12 protein-coding genes and 4 pseudogenes are annotated in these 15189 nt (G+C 73.5%); 11 read left to right on the top strand and 5 right to left on the bottom strand.

Features of this window, described 5'->3' with window-relative positions:
- Positions 1–398, bottom strand: a pseudogene (locus JNW91_RS22480) (RNA polymerase sigma factor); the annotation flags it as partial.
- Positions 399–951: 553 nt separating this feature from the next.
- Here JNW91_RS22480 and JNW91_RS22475 point away from each other — a divergent pair.
- Positions 952–1782: an inositol monophosphatase family protein gene (locus JNW91_RS22475; protein WP_203177455.1), complete on the top strand. Its 831-nt coding sequence runs from the start codon at positions 952–954 to the stop codon at positions 1780–1782.
- Between the two features lie 19 nt (positions 1783–1801).
- On the opposite strand, the pseudogene JNW91_RS22470 reads toward JNW91_RS22475, so the two are convergent.
- A pseudogene (locus JNW91_RS22470) lies at positions 1802–2331 on the bottom strand (LytR C-terminal domain-containing protein).
- Between the two features lie 409 nt (positions 2332–2740).
- Between JNW91_RS22470 and JNW91_RS22465 the strand changes: the two are divergent.
- Positions 2741–3037, top strand: a complete 297-nt coding sequence (locus JNW91_RS22465) for a DUF4193 domain-containing protein (protein ID WP_007075406.1) — start codon at positions 2741–2743, stop codon at positions 3035–3037.
- 119 nt (positions 3038–3156) lie between these two features.
- Positions 3157–3954 (top strand): hypothetical protein, encoded by a 798-nt coding sequence (locus tag JNW91_RS22460; protein ID WP_203177454.1) that lies wholly within the window; start codon positions 3157–3159, stop codon positions 3952–3954.
- A 19-nt stretch (positions 3955–3973) separates the two neighbouring features.
- On the opposite strand, the gene JNW91_RS22455 is transcribed toward JNW91_RS22460, so the two are convergent.
- Positions 3974–4507, bottom strand: a complete 534-nt coding sequence (locus JNW91_RS22455) for a DUF3093 domain-containing protein (protein ID WP_407664369.1) — start codon at positions 4505–4507, stop codon at positions 3974–3976.
- 84 nt (positions 4508–4591) lie between these two features.
- On the opposite strand from JNW91_RS22455, the gene dut reads away from it, so the two are divergent.
- The 4 genes from dut to JNW91_RS22435 all read left to right on the top strand — a co-directional run bounded on the left by dut (position 4592) and on the right by JNW91_RS22435 (position 7037).
- Complete coding sequence (gene dut / locus JNW91_RS22450; RefSeq protein ID WP_203177452.1) at positions 4592–5128, top strand: dUTP diphosphatase; 537 nt, start codon at positions 4592–4594, stop codon at positions 5126–5128.
- 25 nt (positions 5129–5153) lie between these two features.
- The gene (locus tag JNW91_RS22445) at positions 5154–5822 is read left to right on the top strand and encodes a DUF3710 domain-containing protein (protein WP_203177451.1); all 669 of its coding nucleotides are present in this window, start codon (positions 5154–5156) and stop codon (positions 5820–5822) included.
- Between the two features lie 125 nt (positions 5823–5947).
- Positions 5948–6328 carry an OB-fold nucleic acid binding domain-containing protein gene (locus JNW91_RS22440; protein WP_203177450.1) on the top strand — a complete coding sequence of 127 codons (381 nt, stop codon included), beginning with the start codon at positions 5948–5950 and terminating at the stop codon, positions 6326–6328.
- A 25-nt stretch (positions 6329–6353) separates the two neighbouring features.
- A complete protein-coding gene (locus tag JNW91_RS22435) occupies positions 6354–7037 on the top strand; it encodes a DUF3159 domain-containing protein (RefSeq protein WP_203177449.1) in 684 nt (227 codons plus the stop codon).
- Between the two features lie 38 nt (positions 7038–7075).
- On the opposite strand, the gene JNW91_RS22430 is transcribed toward JNW91_RS22435, so the two are convergent.
- Positions 7076–7765, bottom strand: coding sequence for a potassium channel family protein (locus JNW91_RS22430; protein WP_203177448.1), 690 nt, complete (start codon positions 7763–7765; stop codon positions 7076–7078).
- Between the two features lie 3 nt (positions 7766–7768).
- Positions 7769–8434, bottom strand: a complete 666-nt coding sequence (locus tag JNW91_RS22425) for a potassium channel family protein (RefSeq protein ID WP_203177447.1) — start codon at positions 8432–8434, stop codon at positions 7769–7771.
- A 164-nt stretch (positions 8435–8598) separates the two neighbouring features.
- On the opposite strand from JNW91_RS22425, the gene JNW91_RS22420 reads away from it, so the two are divergent.
- The 4 genes and pseudogenes from JNW91_RS22420 to dxs form a co-directional block, all read left to right on the top strand.
- Positions 8599–10689, top strand: a complete 2091-nt coding sequence (locus tag JNW91_RS22420; RefSeq protein WP_203177446.1) for an APC family permease — start codon at positions 8599–8601, stop codon at positions 10687–10689.
- A 7-nt stretch (positions 10690–10696) separates the two neighbouring features.
- Positions 10697–11955 (top strand): annotated as a pseudogene (locus JNW91_RS22415) (class I SAM-dependent RNA methyltransferase).
- Positions 11955–13115, top strand: coding sequence for an anhydro-N-acetylmuramic acid kinase (locus JNW91_RS22410; RefSeq protein ID WP_203177445.1), 1161 nt, complete (start codon positions 11955–11957; stop codon positions 13113–13115). The pseudogene JNW91_RS22415 and the gene JNW91_RS22410 overlap by 1 nt, the downstream one beginning before the upstream one ends.
- 81 nt (positions 13116–13196) lie before the next feature.
- Positions 13197–15189, top strand: a pseudogene (gene dxs / locus JNW91_RS22405) (1-deoxy-D-xylulose-5-phosphate synthase); the annotation flags it as partial.

Genomic DNA, 15189 nt, shown 5'->3' with positions numbered 1-15189 from the left:
CGGCGGCGACCTCGGCGGTGCCGCCGGCGGCCTTGCGGGGTGCCACCTTCCGCGAAGCGGCCGTCGACGGCGCCTCGTCGGAGGCGGGTGCCTGCTTCGGCGCGGGGGGCGGCGGCCTTCTTGGTGGTCTTGGCGGTGGTGGCCCGGGACGCCGGCGTCGTCGAGCGGGCCGCGGCGACCCGGCGGCGGGTGCTCGCCGAGCCGTCCACCACTACGGTCACTCCCGCCTCGGAGAGCGCCCGCAGGATCTTCTTGGCCTGGGCCGGAGTCACCTCGGCGGACTCGACGGTGCGCGCGAGCTGGGCCGACGTGAGCTGGCCACCGGCGCTCTGCGCGTGGGCGATCAGGGTGTCGGTGAGCGAGCGAACGTCGGCGCCGGGCTGGCGGGGTTCTGTCACGAATGACCTTCCGGAGGCGAAGAGCGGGCACGGCCGGGTCGTCCGGCACAGGATGGGTCGACCAGGCCGGGCGATGTGGTTGAGGGTCCCCCGTGTCCCGGGCCGGCCGGTGGTCGGCGGTCCGTGGCGCGTGGGCAGGGGTGAATTGTAACGCCGTCTGCGGCGATCATCCTGCGCCGCACTGCGTAACCGCGGTGAGACCGCCGATTCGGCGCTGATGTGGACTTTGTAAGGATGATACTCGCGTACGGCGCGTGCGGCCTCGACCGTCGCGGTCGCCGATGGGCGGACCGAGCCCGAGGTGCCGGTTGACCAGCAGGGACTGCTTTTCGGCGGTGGCGGTTCGGGTGCGGAGCGCGATGGCCGCAGGTGGGCCGCGGTGGGGGAGCGGGCGGGAACGCCGTGGACGGGGCCGGGGAGCTGAGCACCTAGCGGACATTACCAATACAAACCGGACATGCCGGTCAGACCCGGCACTGGTCGGCACCGGTTTGTCACCAGGATCATGGACCATGATGGGCACGCAGGCGCTGGCGTGTGGAAAGGGGCAACCATGACCGGCTCGACGCCGACGCCGCAGGAACTGCTCGCGATCGCGATCGACGTGGCCCGGGAGGCGGCGGACACCGCGTACCGGATGCGGGCCGAGGGGGTCGTGGTCGCCGCGACCAAGTCCACCATCACCGACGTGGTCACCGCCGCCGACCGGGCGGTCGAGCGGCAGGTCCTCGACGCGCTGGCCACGCTCCGCCCCGACGACTCGGTGCTCGGCGAGGAGTACGGCGAGGAGCCCGGCGCTGGCGCCCACGGCGCGACGGGTAGCGGGGTGCGCTGGATCGTCGACCCGATCGACGGCACGGTCAACTACCTGTACGGGCTGGCGCACTGCGCGGTCTCGCTGGCCGCCGAGGTCGACGGGGCGGTGGTCGCCGGGGTGGTCCGCAACGTGTTCACCGGCGAGGAGTGGACGGCCACCGTGGGCGGCGGCGCCTGGCGGGCGGGGCAGCGGTTGCGCTGCTCGACGGAGACCGACCTCGGGCAGGCGCTGGTCGCCACCGGCTTCGGCTACGACGCCGCGCGCCGGTCGCACCAGGCCCGGGTGGTCGCCGGGCTCATCCCGCACGTACGGGACATCCGGCGGCTCGGCGCCGCCGCCCTGGACCTCTGCCTGGCCGCCGAGGGGCGGGTGGACGCGTACTTCGAGAAGGGCCTGGCGGCCTGGGACCAGGCCGCCGGAGGCCTGGTGGCGAGCGAGGCGGGGCTGCGGGTGGCCGGCCTGCGAGGGTTGCCGGCCGGCCCGGACCTGGTGCTGGCGGCGCCCGAGGCCCTCTTCGCGCCGCTGCACGACCGCCTGGACGACCTGGACGCCGCCGGCGGCCCCTGAGCGGCCGCGGGCGGCCCGGCTACTTCTTGACCGGCATCGGGCAGCTGCCCTTGGGTGCCTCCGGCGCGCCCGAGTCACCGAGCGACTGGTTGACCTCGGTGGTCGTGGCCAGCTGCTGGAAGCCATTGCCGAGCACCACGTCCACCGTGTCGTCGGTGCGCTTCTCGTCGTAGCCCGGCTCGGCGTTGTTGAGGAAGTACGCCTGCAGCAGGTGCGCCGAGCGACGCCCTTCGGGCCGTACCGCAGCACCGCGATGTCGTCGAGCTGCTTCTTTTCGGTCCCGGTCTTCTTGACCTGGAACTGCCGGTTGCTGAACTCGTCGGCGACCGTGCGGGCGAGGCCGGGCTGGTTGGTGGCGTTGTAGACGTTGATCTTCACGTCCTTGCGCTCGCGCAGGGTCAGGTCGGCCAGCGGCCAGCCCTCGGGGCAGCCCGCGGCGGTGCCCGCCTCGCCCTGGCTGTCGCGGACCACGGCCACGACGACGAAGACCAGGGCAATGACCGCCAGCAGGCCGACGACGACGAGTGCTCGTACTCGCGCAAAACTCATCAGGGCACTCCCCGGGACGTCAGGTGGGTGGCAACGATCTCTGACCGCCGGCCGTCGAATACGCCGCTGAGGTTAACGGTTGTCCGGCCGTCGCGTGGAAACAGTCCGACATGCCGGCGCGGCGACCGCGAACCGGGTACTACTACCCCTATCTTCGTGTCGCCTGAGTCACATTGGGAACAACTTCGCGTGCTGGGGCGTACATCTCAGCCGCAAGGGCGGTATACATGCCTCGCCCAAGGGGGGGTAAGGTTCCGCGCTCGCAGGGGAGTCGCCCCAGCGGTCCCGACCCGTTCGGTCCCCGGGTCGGGTGCCCGACACAAGTGGTGGCCGGCCAGCGGAACCGAAACAGCGTCGCCCGGCGTTACAACCGGGAAGCGACAACATCGATATGGGAGAGTGAAAACCGATGGCCACCGACTACGACGCCCCGCGTCGCGACGAGGTCGACCTCGGCGAGGACAGCCTGGAAGAGCTCAAGGCCCGGCGCGTCGACTCACAGTCGGGCGCGGTGGACGTTGACGAGGCCGAGGTGGCCGAGAGCTTCGAGCTGCCCGGCGCCGACCTGGCCGACGAGGAGCTCACGGTCAAGGTGCTACCGATGCAGCAGGACGAGTTCCGGTGTGCCCGCTGCTTCCTGGTGCATCACCGCAGCCAGCTGGCGGTCGAGCGCAACGGCGAGCTGATCTGCCGCGAGTGCGTCTGACACGCGTGACACCAGCGGCGGCCTCCTGATCGGGGCCGCCGCTGCGGTGTAGCCGTGCGGCACAGGTGGGTACCTGCTTCACTCGTAACGGGTAGCCACTGCACCGGGAGGTCCGACCCATGAGCGATCGAGGCGAGACCACCGGCGGTGGTGCCGACGACCTCGGCGCCACCGTCGCCGCGTTGACCGCGGACGACATCGAGCCGGCCCGACGCCGCCAACTGCTGACCCGCATGGTCGGGCAGGCCCGCGCCCGGGGGATCTCCGACCTGTTCAAGCCCCGCGCCGCCGTGCGCTGGATGGTCGACACCGTCGCCGAGATCGCCCCGCACGTGCCGGTACGCGACCTGGACACCCTGCGCGCGCACTTTCCCGGTCTGGACGACGCCGCCCTCGCCGAGCGGTTGGTCCGCAACGCGTCGCGGACCACCGCGGCGATCGGCGCGGCCGGTGGGGGAGTCGCCGCCGTCGAGTGGACCGTCGCCCCGACCCTGCTCTCCGCCCCGGTGCTGCTCGCCGCCGAGACCGTCGCCGTGGTGGCGGTGGAGCTGAAGCTGGTCGGCGAGCTGCACGAGATCCACGGGGTGTCGCTGCCGGACGGTGGCAGCCAACGGGCGGTCGCCCTGGTGCACTCCTGGGCCACCCAGCGCGGGGTCAACCCCATGGTCCCCGGCGTCGGGGTGGGCGCGGTGCTCGGCACCGCCGCCCGCAAGGAACTGCGGGACATGCTGCTGCGGCGCTTCGGGCGTAACCTCACCACGCTCGGGCCGTTCCTCACCGGCGCGGCGGTGGCCAGCTTCCTCAACCGTCGGGCCACCCAGCAGATGGCCGAGCAGCTCCAGGTGGACCTGCGCCGGCGCGGCATCGCCCGACCTGCGCCACCGCCGGCACTGCCCGGCCCGCCCACGGGCACCTGAGCCGGCCGTCAGCGTCCGATCAGCCCGGCTCGCCGGCCGCCCGGCCGGCGGGCCGCAGAGCGTCCCGTGCGGCCAGCACCGCCTCGGCCAGCTCGACCGGGTGCCGGGTGCTCACCACCCAGAAGGGCGTCGGATCGGCCGGATCGTCGAGCACCACCTGCACGGCGCCGCCGATCCACGGCCGCTGCACCACGAAGGCGAGCGGATCGGCACCCACCCCGAGCACCTCACGGCGGCCGGCCACGTCCAACGGGACCACGTCGGCCACGAAACGCACCGGCAGCCGGGCGTCGTCCACCCGCAGTTCGGCGTCGGCGACCGCGACCCGGATCCGGCCCAGCCACCACAACCCGGCAGCGGTCGCCGGCAGCAGCACCGCGAACGGCAGCCAGGCGCGGACGCCGGAGGCGCCCATCCAGATCTCGACGGCCAGCAGGGCGGCGGCCACCAGCCCCGCCAGCCACAGCCACCAGGGCAGGTCCAGCCGTTCGGCGTACGCCGTGCGGGCCGCCACGGGCGGCTGACCGGCGGACGGGGAGGGCGACATGCTCACTCCTGCGAGGGTACGGCGCACGACGGCCCGGCCAACCGGCAGGATGGCAGGGTCACCCCGTGAACCGGACGGAAGAGGGGACCCGTGACCGACGTCGTACCCGTGCCCGTACGGCAGCTCGACGGCGAGCTGCCGCTGCCCACGTACGCCCATCCCGGCGACGCCGGCGCCGACCTGGTGGCGGCCACGGACGTGGAGCTGCCGCCCGGCGGCCGCGCCCTGGTGCCCACCGGCGTCGCCGTGGCGCTGCCGGAGGGGTACGTGGGCCTGGTCCATCCCCGCTCCGGTCTGGCGGCCAGGCTCGGCGTGACGGTGCTCAACGCGCCCGGTACGGTCGACGCCGGCTACCGGGGTGAGATCCTGGTCAACCTGATCAACCATGATCGGGACACACCGGCGAAGATCTCCCGCGGCGACCGGATCGCACAGCTCGTGGTCCAGCGGGTCGCGCGGGCGCGGTTCGAGCCGGTGCTCGAGCTGCCCGGGTCCCGGCGCGGGACCGGTGGGCACGGCTCCACCGGCGGGCACGCCGGGCTGGTGCCGTCGCCGGCGGGTCAGGGTCGGGTCGAGCAGCGGCCGGACGAGCCGGGACGCGGGTGCACGGAAGAGGTGGCAGGGTGAGTGTGAACAGCGGAGGGTGGGCGCAGTGATCTTCTCCCGAAAGCGGGCCGGTGCCGGGCGGCACACCCGCGACGAGCGGACCACCGAGGTCCTCGACCAGGGTGCCGACACGTCGGCATCGGCGCTGGTGCGCGGCCCGTACGACATTTCCGAGGTCGACGACGACGTGCAGCGGCTCGACCTGGGCAGCCTGCACATCCCGGCGATCGCCGAGGTGGAGGTGCGGGTGCAGGCCGACCCGCAGGGCGTGATCCAGCAGGTGGTGCTGGTGCACGGGGACAACGCGTTGCAGCTGGGCGTCTTCGCCGCCCCCCGGTCCGAGGGGATCTGGGGTGAGGTGCGCGAGGAGATCCGCCAGTCGCTGCTGCGCGACGGCGCCGCCGCGCAGGAGGTCGAGGGCGAGTACGGCCCCGAGCTGCACGCCCAGGTGCGCACCCCGGACGGCCCGACGAACCTGCGGTTCGTCGGCGTCGACGGGCCGCGCTGGATGGTCCGCGGTGTGTTCCAGGGCCCGGTGGCGACCGATCCGACCACCGCCGGCCCGCTGGCCGAGTGCCTGGACGGCCTGGTGGTCGACCGGGGCCAGGAGGCGAAGCCGGTCCGCGAGCCGCTGCCGCTGCGGCTGCCCCGGGAGATCGCCGACCAGACCGGCGCCGAGGACGACTCCACCGCCGCCGCCCCGCGTCAGGTCTGACCGACGCGCACCGGCCCGCCGGAACCGGCCCCGTCGGCGTACGCTGGCGGCACGGTTCCGGCGTCGTCGGGGCCGGGCCAGTGCCGGCCGAGGCCGGTGAGCGTGGAGAGGGTGACGCGGAGGTCATGACGACCGACGAGGGCAGGGTGTCGCTGCGGCGGCTCCTGCAACGGTTCACCGCCAGCGAGGCCGAGATCGACGCGCAGGAGCTGCGTCGGGAGAGCGCCGAGTGCGGCGGCATCCCGGCGCAGATGTGCTCCCGGGGCCAGTTGGTCTCGGTCGCCGGTCGGCTGCGCACCGTGGTCTACACGCCGCGGACCAACCTGCCCACCCTGGAGGCCGACCTGTACGACGGCAGTGACGTCGTCACCCTGGTCTGGCTGGGCCGGCGGCACATCGCCGGGATCGAGCCGGGGCGGCACCTGACCGCTCGCGGCCGGGTGGCGGTACGCGACGACCGCAAGGTCATCTACAACCCGTACTACGAGCTGGACTCGCCGAAGTGACGGCGTTGCGGACGGAAGGCCGGCGATGACGACGGGACAGGACCGGGCGGCTCAGCCGGGCACCGGCGCCGAGGACGACGAGCAACTGCCGACGATCGCCGAGCAGATGGCCGACCAGCTCGGCGGCTGGCGAGGGCTGGTCGAGTCCAGCATCCCGGTGGTGGTCTTCGTCCTCGCCAACATCATCGGCGAGCTGCGGCCCGCGGTGATCGCCTCGGTGGCCGTCGCGCTGCTGATCGCCGGGTTGCGGCTGGTCCAGCGCCGGCCGATCCGGCACGCGGTCAACGGGCTGTTCGGCGTGGGCGTCGGCGCGGCCATCGCCTGGCGTACCGGCGACGAGCGGGATTTCTACCTCCCCGGCATCCTCTACGGCATCGGCTACGGCGTGGCCCTGCTGATCTCGGCGGCCATCCGGCAACCCCTGGTGGGCTGGATCTGGTCGGTGCTGGTCGCCAAGGGCCGCTCGGAGTGGCGGGCCGATCCGAAGCTGGTGCGCACCTTCACCCAGCTGACCGTGCTCTGGGGCGTGGTCTGGCTGGCCAAGGTGGGCGTGCAGGCCGGCCTCTACCTGGCCCACCAGGACACCGCGCTGGGCGTGGCCCGGCTGGCCCTGGGCTACCCGCCGTACGCGCTGCTGCTGCTGATCACCGTCTGGACGGTGCGCCGGGTCACCCGGGAGTCGCAAGCCACCCCGCTGCCCGGCGCCTGAGCGTCGCGGAAGTCCGCGCTGCCGGCCCTTCCGGCGGCTCAGCGTGAGCCGCGGGTCCGTTCGACGCTGTCCGGGCCGAGGATCACCGCGCGGACCTCGTCCTCCACCTCGGCGGTGCAGACGAAGACCAGCTCGTCGCCGGCCTCGATCGGGTCGTCCGGGCTGGGCACCAGGACCCGCTTGCCGCGGAGGATCGCCACCAGCGCGGAGTCGCGCGGCAGCGGCACGGCGTGGATGGGCTGGCCGACGTAGGGCGCGGTCGGCGGCAGCGTGATCTCGACGAGGTTGGCCTCGCCCTGCCGGAAGGTCATGAGCCGGACCAGGTCGCCGACGGTGACCGCCTCCTCGACCAGCGCGGCCATCACCCGCGGCTTGCTCACCGCGACGTCCACGCCCCACTGCTCGGTGAACAGCCACTCGTTCTCGGCGCGGTTGACCCGGGCGACCACGCGGGGCACCGCGAACTCGGTCTTGGCCAGCAGCGACACCACCAGGTTGACCTTGTCGTCGCCGGTGGCCGCGACCACCACGTCGCAGCCGGCGACGTTGGCCTCCTCCAGGCTGGCCAGCTCGCAGGCGTCGGCCAGCACCCACTCGGCGGACGGCACCCGCTCCGGGCGCAGCATCTTCGGCTGGCGCTCGATCAGCATCACCTGGTGGCCGTTCTCGATCAGCTCCTGGGCGATCGAGCGGCCCACGTTGCCGGCGCCGGCGATGGCGATCCGCATGGCTCAGTGCCCCCCTTCCGGCGGCGTCGCCGCCACCGACGTGACCATCGCCACGATGTCGTCGCTGACCAGCATGAACACCTGGTCACCCTCCTGCACGACGCTGGACGCGGTGGGCAGCGTGCCGATACCGAAGCGGATCAGGTAGGCCACCCGCGCCCCGGACGCCTCCTCCAGTGCGCGCACCGAACGGCCGATCCAGTCCTTGTGCACCGGGACCTCGACGATCGACACGGTGCTCGTCGGGTCGCGGAAGATTTCCACGTTGCCCTCCGGCACGATGTGCCGCAGCATCCGGTCGGCCGTCCACCGCACGGTCGCCACGGTGGGGATGCCCAGCCGCTCGTAGACCTGCGCCCGGCGCTGGTCGTAGATCCGGGCGGCCACCCGGGACACGCCGAACGTCTCGCGGGCCAACCGGGCCGAGATGATGTTGGAGTTGTCGCCGCTGGAGACGGCCGCGAAGGCGTCCGCCCGCTCGATGCCGGCCTGCCGCAGCACCTCGCCGTCGAAGCCCGCCCCGGTCACCGTGATGCCGGCGAAGTCGGGGCCGAGCCGGCGGAAGGCGTCGGCGTCCTGGTCGATCACCGCCACCGAGTGCCCCCGGGACTCCAGGCTGTGGGCGAGGGTCGACCCGACCCGGCCACAACCCATGATCACGACGTGCACGCTGTCCCTCCCAAAGGTGCGTACCGCTCCCGCTGCCGGTGGCCTCTCGATGCGAGCCTGCCACGTCCGGGTGCGCAGCGGGGACCGACCGTACCCCGTCGCGCAGACCGGTCACGATCGCCCACCCCCGCGCTCGCGACGTGGTGGTCGTACCCTTGGCGTTCGTGGCCAGTCCCACCTCGCTGCTGAAGCGGCTGCTCCTCGGTCGACCGTTCCGGTCCGACCGGCTGCAGCACACCCTCCTGCCGAAGCGCATCGCGCTGCCCGTGTTCGCCTCCGACGCGCTGTCCAGCGTCGCGTACGCGCCCGACGAGATCCTGCTGACCCTCTCCATCGCCGGCGCCTCGGCGTTCCTGTTCTCCCCGTGGATCGCCCTCGCGGTGGTCGTGGTGATGCTCACGGTGGTGGCCAGCTACCGGCAGAACGTGCACGCCTACCCGTCCGGCGGCGGCGACTACGAGGTGGCCACGGTCAACCTGGGGCCGAAGTTCGGCGTCGGTGTGGCCAGCGCCCTGCTGGTCGACTACGTCCTCACGGTGGCGGTGTCGGTCTCCTCCGGGGTGGCCAACCTGGGCTCCGTGGTGCCGTTCGTGGCCACCCACAAGGTCCTCATCGCGGTGATCGCGGTGGTCCTGCTGACCGCTGTCAACCTGCGCGGGCTGCGCGAGTCGGGCACCGCGTTCGCCATCCCCACCTACGGCTTCGTCATCGTGATGGGCGGAATGCTGCTCACCGGGCTGTTCCGGGTCTTCGTGCTGGGCGACGATCTCCGTGCGCCCAGTGCCGACCTGGTCATCCAGGCCGAGCACAGCGTGACCGGTTTCGCGCTGGTCTTCCTCCTGCTGCGGACGTTCAGCTCGGGTGCCGCCGCGCTCACCGGTGTCGAGGCGATCTCCAACGGCGTGCCGGCGTTCAAGGCGCCGAAGAGCCGCAACGCGGCCACCACCCTGCTGCTCCTGGGTGCGATCGCGGTGAGCCTGCTCGTCGGGATCATCTGGCTGGCCCGGCTGACCCACCTGCAGTTCGTCGAGGACCCGGCGCTTCAGATCGTCTCGGGCCCCGAGGGGTACGTGCAGAAGACGGTCACCACCCAGCTCGGCGAGACGGTCTTCGGCTCCGGCTCGATCCTGCTCTACGTGGTGGCCGGGATGACCGCCCTGATCCTCTTCCTGGCCGCGAACACCGCGTTCAACGGGTTCCCGGTGCTGGGCTCGATCCTCGCCCAGGACCGCTACCTGCCCCGCCAGTTCCACACCCGGGGCGACCGGCTGGCGTTCTCCAACGGCATCACCTTCCTCGCCGTCTTCGCGATCGTGCTGATCGTCGGCTTCCAGGCCGAGGTGACGCGCCTCATCCAGCTCTACATCGTCGGGGTCTTCGTCTCGTTCACCGTCTCCCAGGCCGGCATGATCCGGCACTGGAACCGGCGCCTGCGCACCGAGCGGGACCCGGAGGCGCGTCAGCGGATGCACCGCTCCCGGGCCATCAACACCTTCGGGATGGGGCTCACCGGCACCGTGCTGGTGATCGTCCTGATCACCAAGTTCCTGCTCGGCGCCTGGATCGCGATCGCCGCGATGGCGGTGATCTACCTGTTGATGCTGGCCATCCGCCGGCACTACGACCGGATCGCCGTCGAGCTGACCCCCCCGGACGAGGGCCGGGCCGTGCTGCCCGCCCGCAACCACGCGATCGTGCTGGTCAGCAAGCTGCACCAGCCGACCCTGCGGGCCATCGCGTACGCCCGGGCCACCCGGCCGGACACGCTGACCGCCGTGACGGTCAACGTGGACGAGGAGGACACCCGGGACCTGCAGGCCGAGTGGGAGCGTCGGGAGATGGCCATCCCGCTCACCGTGATCGACTCGCCGTACCGGGAGATCACCCGGCCGATCCTGGACTTCGTCGCCTCCACCCGCCGCAAGTCGCCCCGGGACGTGGTCACCGTCTTCATCCCCGAGTACGTGGTCGGCCGCTGGTGGGAGAACCTGCTGCACAACCAGAGCGCGCTGCGCCTCAAGGGCCGGCTGCTCTTCGAACCGGGGGTGATGGTGGTCAGCGTGCCGTGGCAGCTCGCCTCGACGGCGAGCAAGAACCTGGACCGGCTGGACGCCACGCTGTCCCGGACCCCGGCGCGGGGCCCCCGGATGGGCTCGCGGGGCACCGTGCCCCCGGACGTGCCGCCGGTGGCCTCCGCGTCGACCGGCGACGGCGGCCCGGTCGACCGTGGCCAGGGCGGGACCGGCCGTGACTGAGGCGGGCGTGGGCGGGGCCGCGACATCGGCGCCACCGGAGCGTGGGCTGGCCGAGGCGGAACGCGTCGAACTCACCGTCGACGCCGTCGCACCCGGCGGGCACTGCGTGGCCCGGGTCGACGGGCAGGTGGTCTTCGTCCGGCACGCCCTGCCCGGTGAACGGGTCGTCGCCGAGGTCACCGAGGTGCACCGGGGGTTCGTCCGGGCCGACGCGGTGACCGTGCTGCACGCCTCACCGGACCGCGTCGAGCCACCCTGCCCGTACGCGAAGCCGGGCGTTTGCGGCGGCTGCGACCTGCAACACGTCGCCCCGGACGCCCAACTGGCGTGGAAGGCCGCCGTGGTGCGCGAGCAGCTGGTCCGCCTCGGTGGGCTGGGCGACGCCGAGCTGGACCGGCTCGGCGTCCGGGTCGAGGCGCTGCCCGGTGGGCTGCTGGGCTGGCGGTCGCGGGTCCGCTACGCGGTGGACGCCGCGGACCGGGCCGGCCTGCTCAAGCACCGCTCGCACGAGGTGGTGCCGATCGACCGTTGCCGGATCGCCCACCCGGCCATCCAGCAGCTCGCGGTGCTCACCCCGACCGGCGCGCGCTGGCCGACCGCCGAGGCGGTGGAGACCGTCGCCAGCACCGGCGGCGACGTGACCGTCGCGGAGGTCCGCGACGGGGTGCCCACCCCGGTGAGCGGTCCGACCGAGGTCCGTGAGGTGGCCGCCGGACGGGACTGGACACTGCCCGCGTCCGCCTTCTGGCAGGTGCACCCGGCCGCGGCGGACACCCTCTCCGCGGCCGTGCTGGAGCTGCTCGACCCCCGACCGGGCGAGGTGGCCTGGGACCTCTACGGCGGTGCCGGGCTGTTCGCCGCCGGGCTGGCCGCCCGGGTCGGCGCGACCGGCCGGGTGACCCTGGTGGAGGCGGCGCCGCAGGGCGTCGCCGCCGCCCGACAGAACCTGGCCGACCTGCCCCGCGTCGAGGTGGTGTCGGCCCGGGTGGAGACCGCGCTGGCCCGCCGACGGATCACCGGCCCGGTCGACGTGGTGGTGCTCGACCCACCCCGCTCCGGCGCCGCGCCCCGGTCGTCCGCGCGCTGGCCGCGGCCGGCCCGCGGGCGGTCGCGTACGTGGCGTGCGACCCGGCCGCCTTCGCCCGCGACGTGCGCACCTTCGCCGACCTCGGCTGGCGGCTGGCCGCGCTGCGCGGCTTCGACCTGTTCCCGATGACGCAGCACGTCGAACTGGTCGGGCTGCTGCTCCCGGCGGTCGAGCGCTAGTGCGCGTCGTCGGGTTGATGTCGGGGACGTCGTACGACGGGGTGGACGTCGTCGCGGCGGAGTTCGACGTCGAGGGGGACACCCTGTGGCTGCGGCCGTTGGGGCACCGCGGCCTGGACTACGACGAGGAGCTGCGCGCCCAGATCGCCGCGCTGCTGCCGCCGGCGTCCACCACCATCGAGGCCGTCTGCCGGCTCGACAACCGCCTCGGCGAGGTCTTCGCCGACGCGGCGGCGGTCGGCCTGGAACTGGCCGGTGGGCGCGCCGACGCGGTGGTCTCGCCCGGTCAGACGGTCTTCCACTGGGTCGCCGACGGGACGGCCCGGGGCACCCTGCAACTGGGCGCGGTGGCCCGGGTGGCCGCCCGGGTCGGCGTACCGGTGCTCAGTGACCTGCGTTCGGCGGACATCGCCGCCGGCGGGCAGGGCGCACCGCTGGTGCCGGCCTTCGACGCGCTGCTGCTCGACGGCGCCGCCGGGCCGCGCGCGGCGCTGAACCTCGGCGGCATCGCCAACCTCACCGTGGTCGCGCCGGGGGCGCCGGTCCTCGGGTACGACGTGGGCCCGGCCAACGCCCTGCTGGACGCCGCGGCCCGCCGCTTCCTCGACCAACCGTGTGACCTCGACGGCGCGCGGGCGGCGGCCGGCCGGGTGCACCCGGGGCTGCTCGCCGAGCTGCTGGCCGAGCCGTACTACGCGGCGGCGCCGCCCAAGTCCACCGGCAAGGAGCTGTTCCACGCCGGCTACCTGGAGCGGCGGCTGGCCGCGCTCGACGAGCCGGTGCCGGTGGACGACCTGCTGGCCACACTCACCGAGCTGACCGCACGGGTGGTCGCCGCCGAGTGCGACCGGCACGCTCTGGTCGAGGTCGTCGCCGCCGGCGGCGGTGTGCGCAACCCCACCCTGCTGGGGCGGCTCGCCGCCCTGGGCGCCGGCCGGTGGCGGCTGCGCGGCACCGACGAGTTGGGCGTGCCCGCGCAGGCCAAGGAGGCGTACGCGTTCGCTCTGCTCGGCTGGCTGTCCTGGCACGGCCTTCCCGGGGCGATCCCGTCGGTGACCGGCGCCACCCGCGGCACGGTGCTCGGCTCGTGGACCCCGGCCGGGCCGGCGTACTCCGGCACTCCGGCCAGCCCGCCGCGCCGGCTGCGGATCCGTGCCTGAGCAGGCGCTCAGCCGTCGGGCGCGGCCCGGGCGGCTCGGGTCGGGCTGCGGAGTACCGGGCGGCCGATAGACTCTCCGGTCATGAGCGTTGAAGAGGACACGGCCAACCACGGTCGGTTGCTGGGGACGGTACGCGGTCCGCAGGACGTCAAGCGGATGTCGGGCGAGGAATTGGACGTTCTCGCCGCGGAGATCCGGGACTTCCTGATCGCGAAGGTCTCCCGCACCGGCGGGCACGTCGGGCCCAACCTCGGTGTGGTCGAGCTGACGCTGGCCATGCACCGCGTCTTCGACTCCCCCCGCGACCGGCTCCTGTTCGACACCGGCCACCAGTCGTACGTCCACAAGATCCTCACCGGACGCCAGGCCGGCTTCGACAAGCTCCGCCAGCGTGGTGGCCTCTCCGGCTACCCCAGCCAGGCGGAGAGCGAGCACGACCTGATCGAGAACTCGCACGCCTCCACCGCGCTCTCCTACGCCGACGGCCTGGCCAAGGCGTACGCCCTGCGGGGCGAGGCGCGCAGCGTCGTGGCCGTGGTCGGCGACGGCGCGCTCACCGGCGGCATGTGCTGGGAGGCGCTGAACAACATCGCCACCGCCGGCAACCCCCTCGTGATCGTCGTCAACGACAACGGCCGCTCGTACGCCCCCACCATCGGCGGCCTGGCCGACCACCTCTCCTCGCTGCGGCTCAACCCCGGCTACGAGAAGGTCCTCGACACGGTCAAGGACGCCCTCGGCTCCACCCCGCTGGTCGGCAAGCCGATGTACGAGGTGCTGCACGCGGTCAAGAAGGGCATCAAGGACGCGGTCGCCCCGCAGGCCATGTTCGAGGACCTCGGCATCAAGTACGTCGGCCCGGTCGACGGGCACGACGTGGCCGCCGTCGAGTCGCGCTGCGCGCCGCGAAGAACTTCGGTGGCCCGGTGATCGTGCACGCGGTCACCCGCAAGGGGTACGGCTACCGCCCGGCCGAGGAGGACGAGGCGGACTGCCTGCACGGCCCGAGCAGCGCCTTCGACGTGGAGACCGGCGCCCTGCTGGCCGCCCCCTCGGTCAAGTGGACCCACGTCTTCGCCGACGAGCTGCTGGCCCTCGCCGACGAGCGGCCGGACGTGGTGGGCATCACCGCGGCGATGGCCGAGCCGACCGGTATCGCCAAGCTGGCGCGCAAGTACCCCGAGCGGGTCTACGACGTGGGCATCGCCGAACAGCACGCGGCCACCTCGGCGGCCGGGCTGGCGCTGGGCGGCCTGCACCCGGTGGTCGCCGTCTACGCCACCTTCCTCAACCGCGCCTTCGACCAGGTCCTGCTGGACGTGGCGATGCACAAGCTGCCGGTGACGTTCGTGCTGGACCGGGCGGGCATCACCGGCCCGGACGGCCCCAGCCACTACGGCATCTGGGACATGTCCGTCTTCGGCGTGGTGCCCGGGCTGCGGATCGCCGCGCCCCGGGACGCCGCGACGCTGCGGGAGGAGCTGCGCGAGGCGGTGGCCGTCGACGACGGCCCCACCGTGCTCCGCTTCCCGACCGGCGCGGTCGCCGCGGACCTGCCGGCCCTGCGCCGGGTCGGTCCGGTCGACGTGCTGGCCGAGTCGGCGCGTACCGACGTGCTGCTGGTCGCCGTCGGCTCCTTCGGCCAGCTGGGCATGGAGGTGGCCGCCCGGGTCGCCGAGCAGGGCTACGGGGTCACCGTCGTCGACCCGCGCTGGGTGCGTCCGGTCCCGGCGGAGCTGGTCGACCTGGCCGCCCGCCACCGGCTCGTGGTCAGCGTCGAGGACGGCGTACGCGTCGGCGGGGTGGGCGACGCGCTCGCCCAGGCGATGCGCGACGCCGACGTCCGGGTGCCGCTGAAGGACCTGGGCGTACCGGCCGACTGGCACCCGCACGGCACCCGGGCGCAGATCCTCGCCGACCTGGGCCTGACGGCGCAGGACGTGGCCCGTGACGTGACCGGCTGGATCTCCGGCCTGGACGCCACCCCGGACCGCCTGACCCCCACCAGAACCCCCGGCCCAGAACTCAGCAACCCACACCCGCGACGCGCCCGCCCCTCCCGGGGTGGCCCGCC

Source organism: Micromonospora parastrephiae (assembly GCF_016802865.1).
Classification (GTDB): Bacteria; Actinomycetota; Actinomycetes; order Mycobacteriales; family Micromonosporaceae; genus Micromonospora; species Micromonospora parastrephiae.
This window is presented reverse-complemented; position numbering and strand designations above follow the sequence as displayed.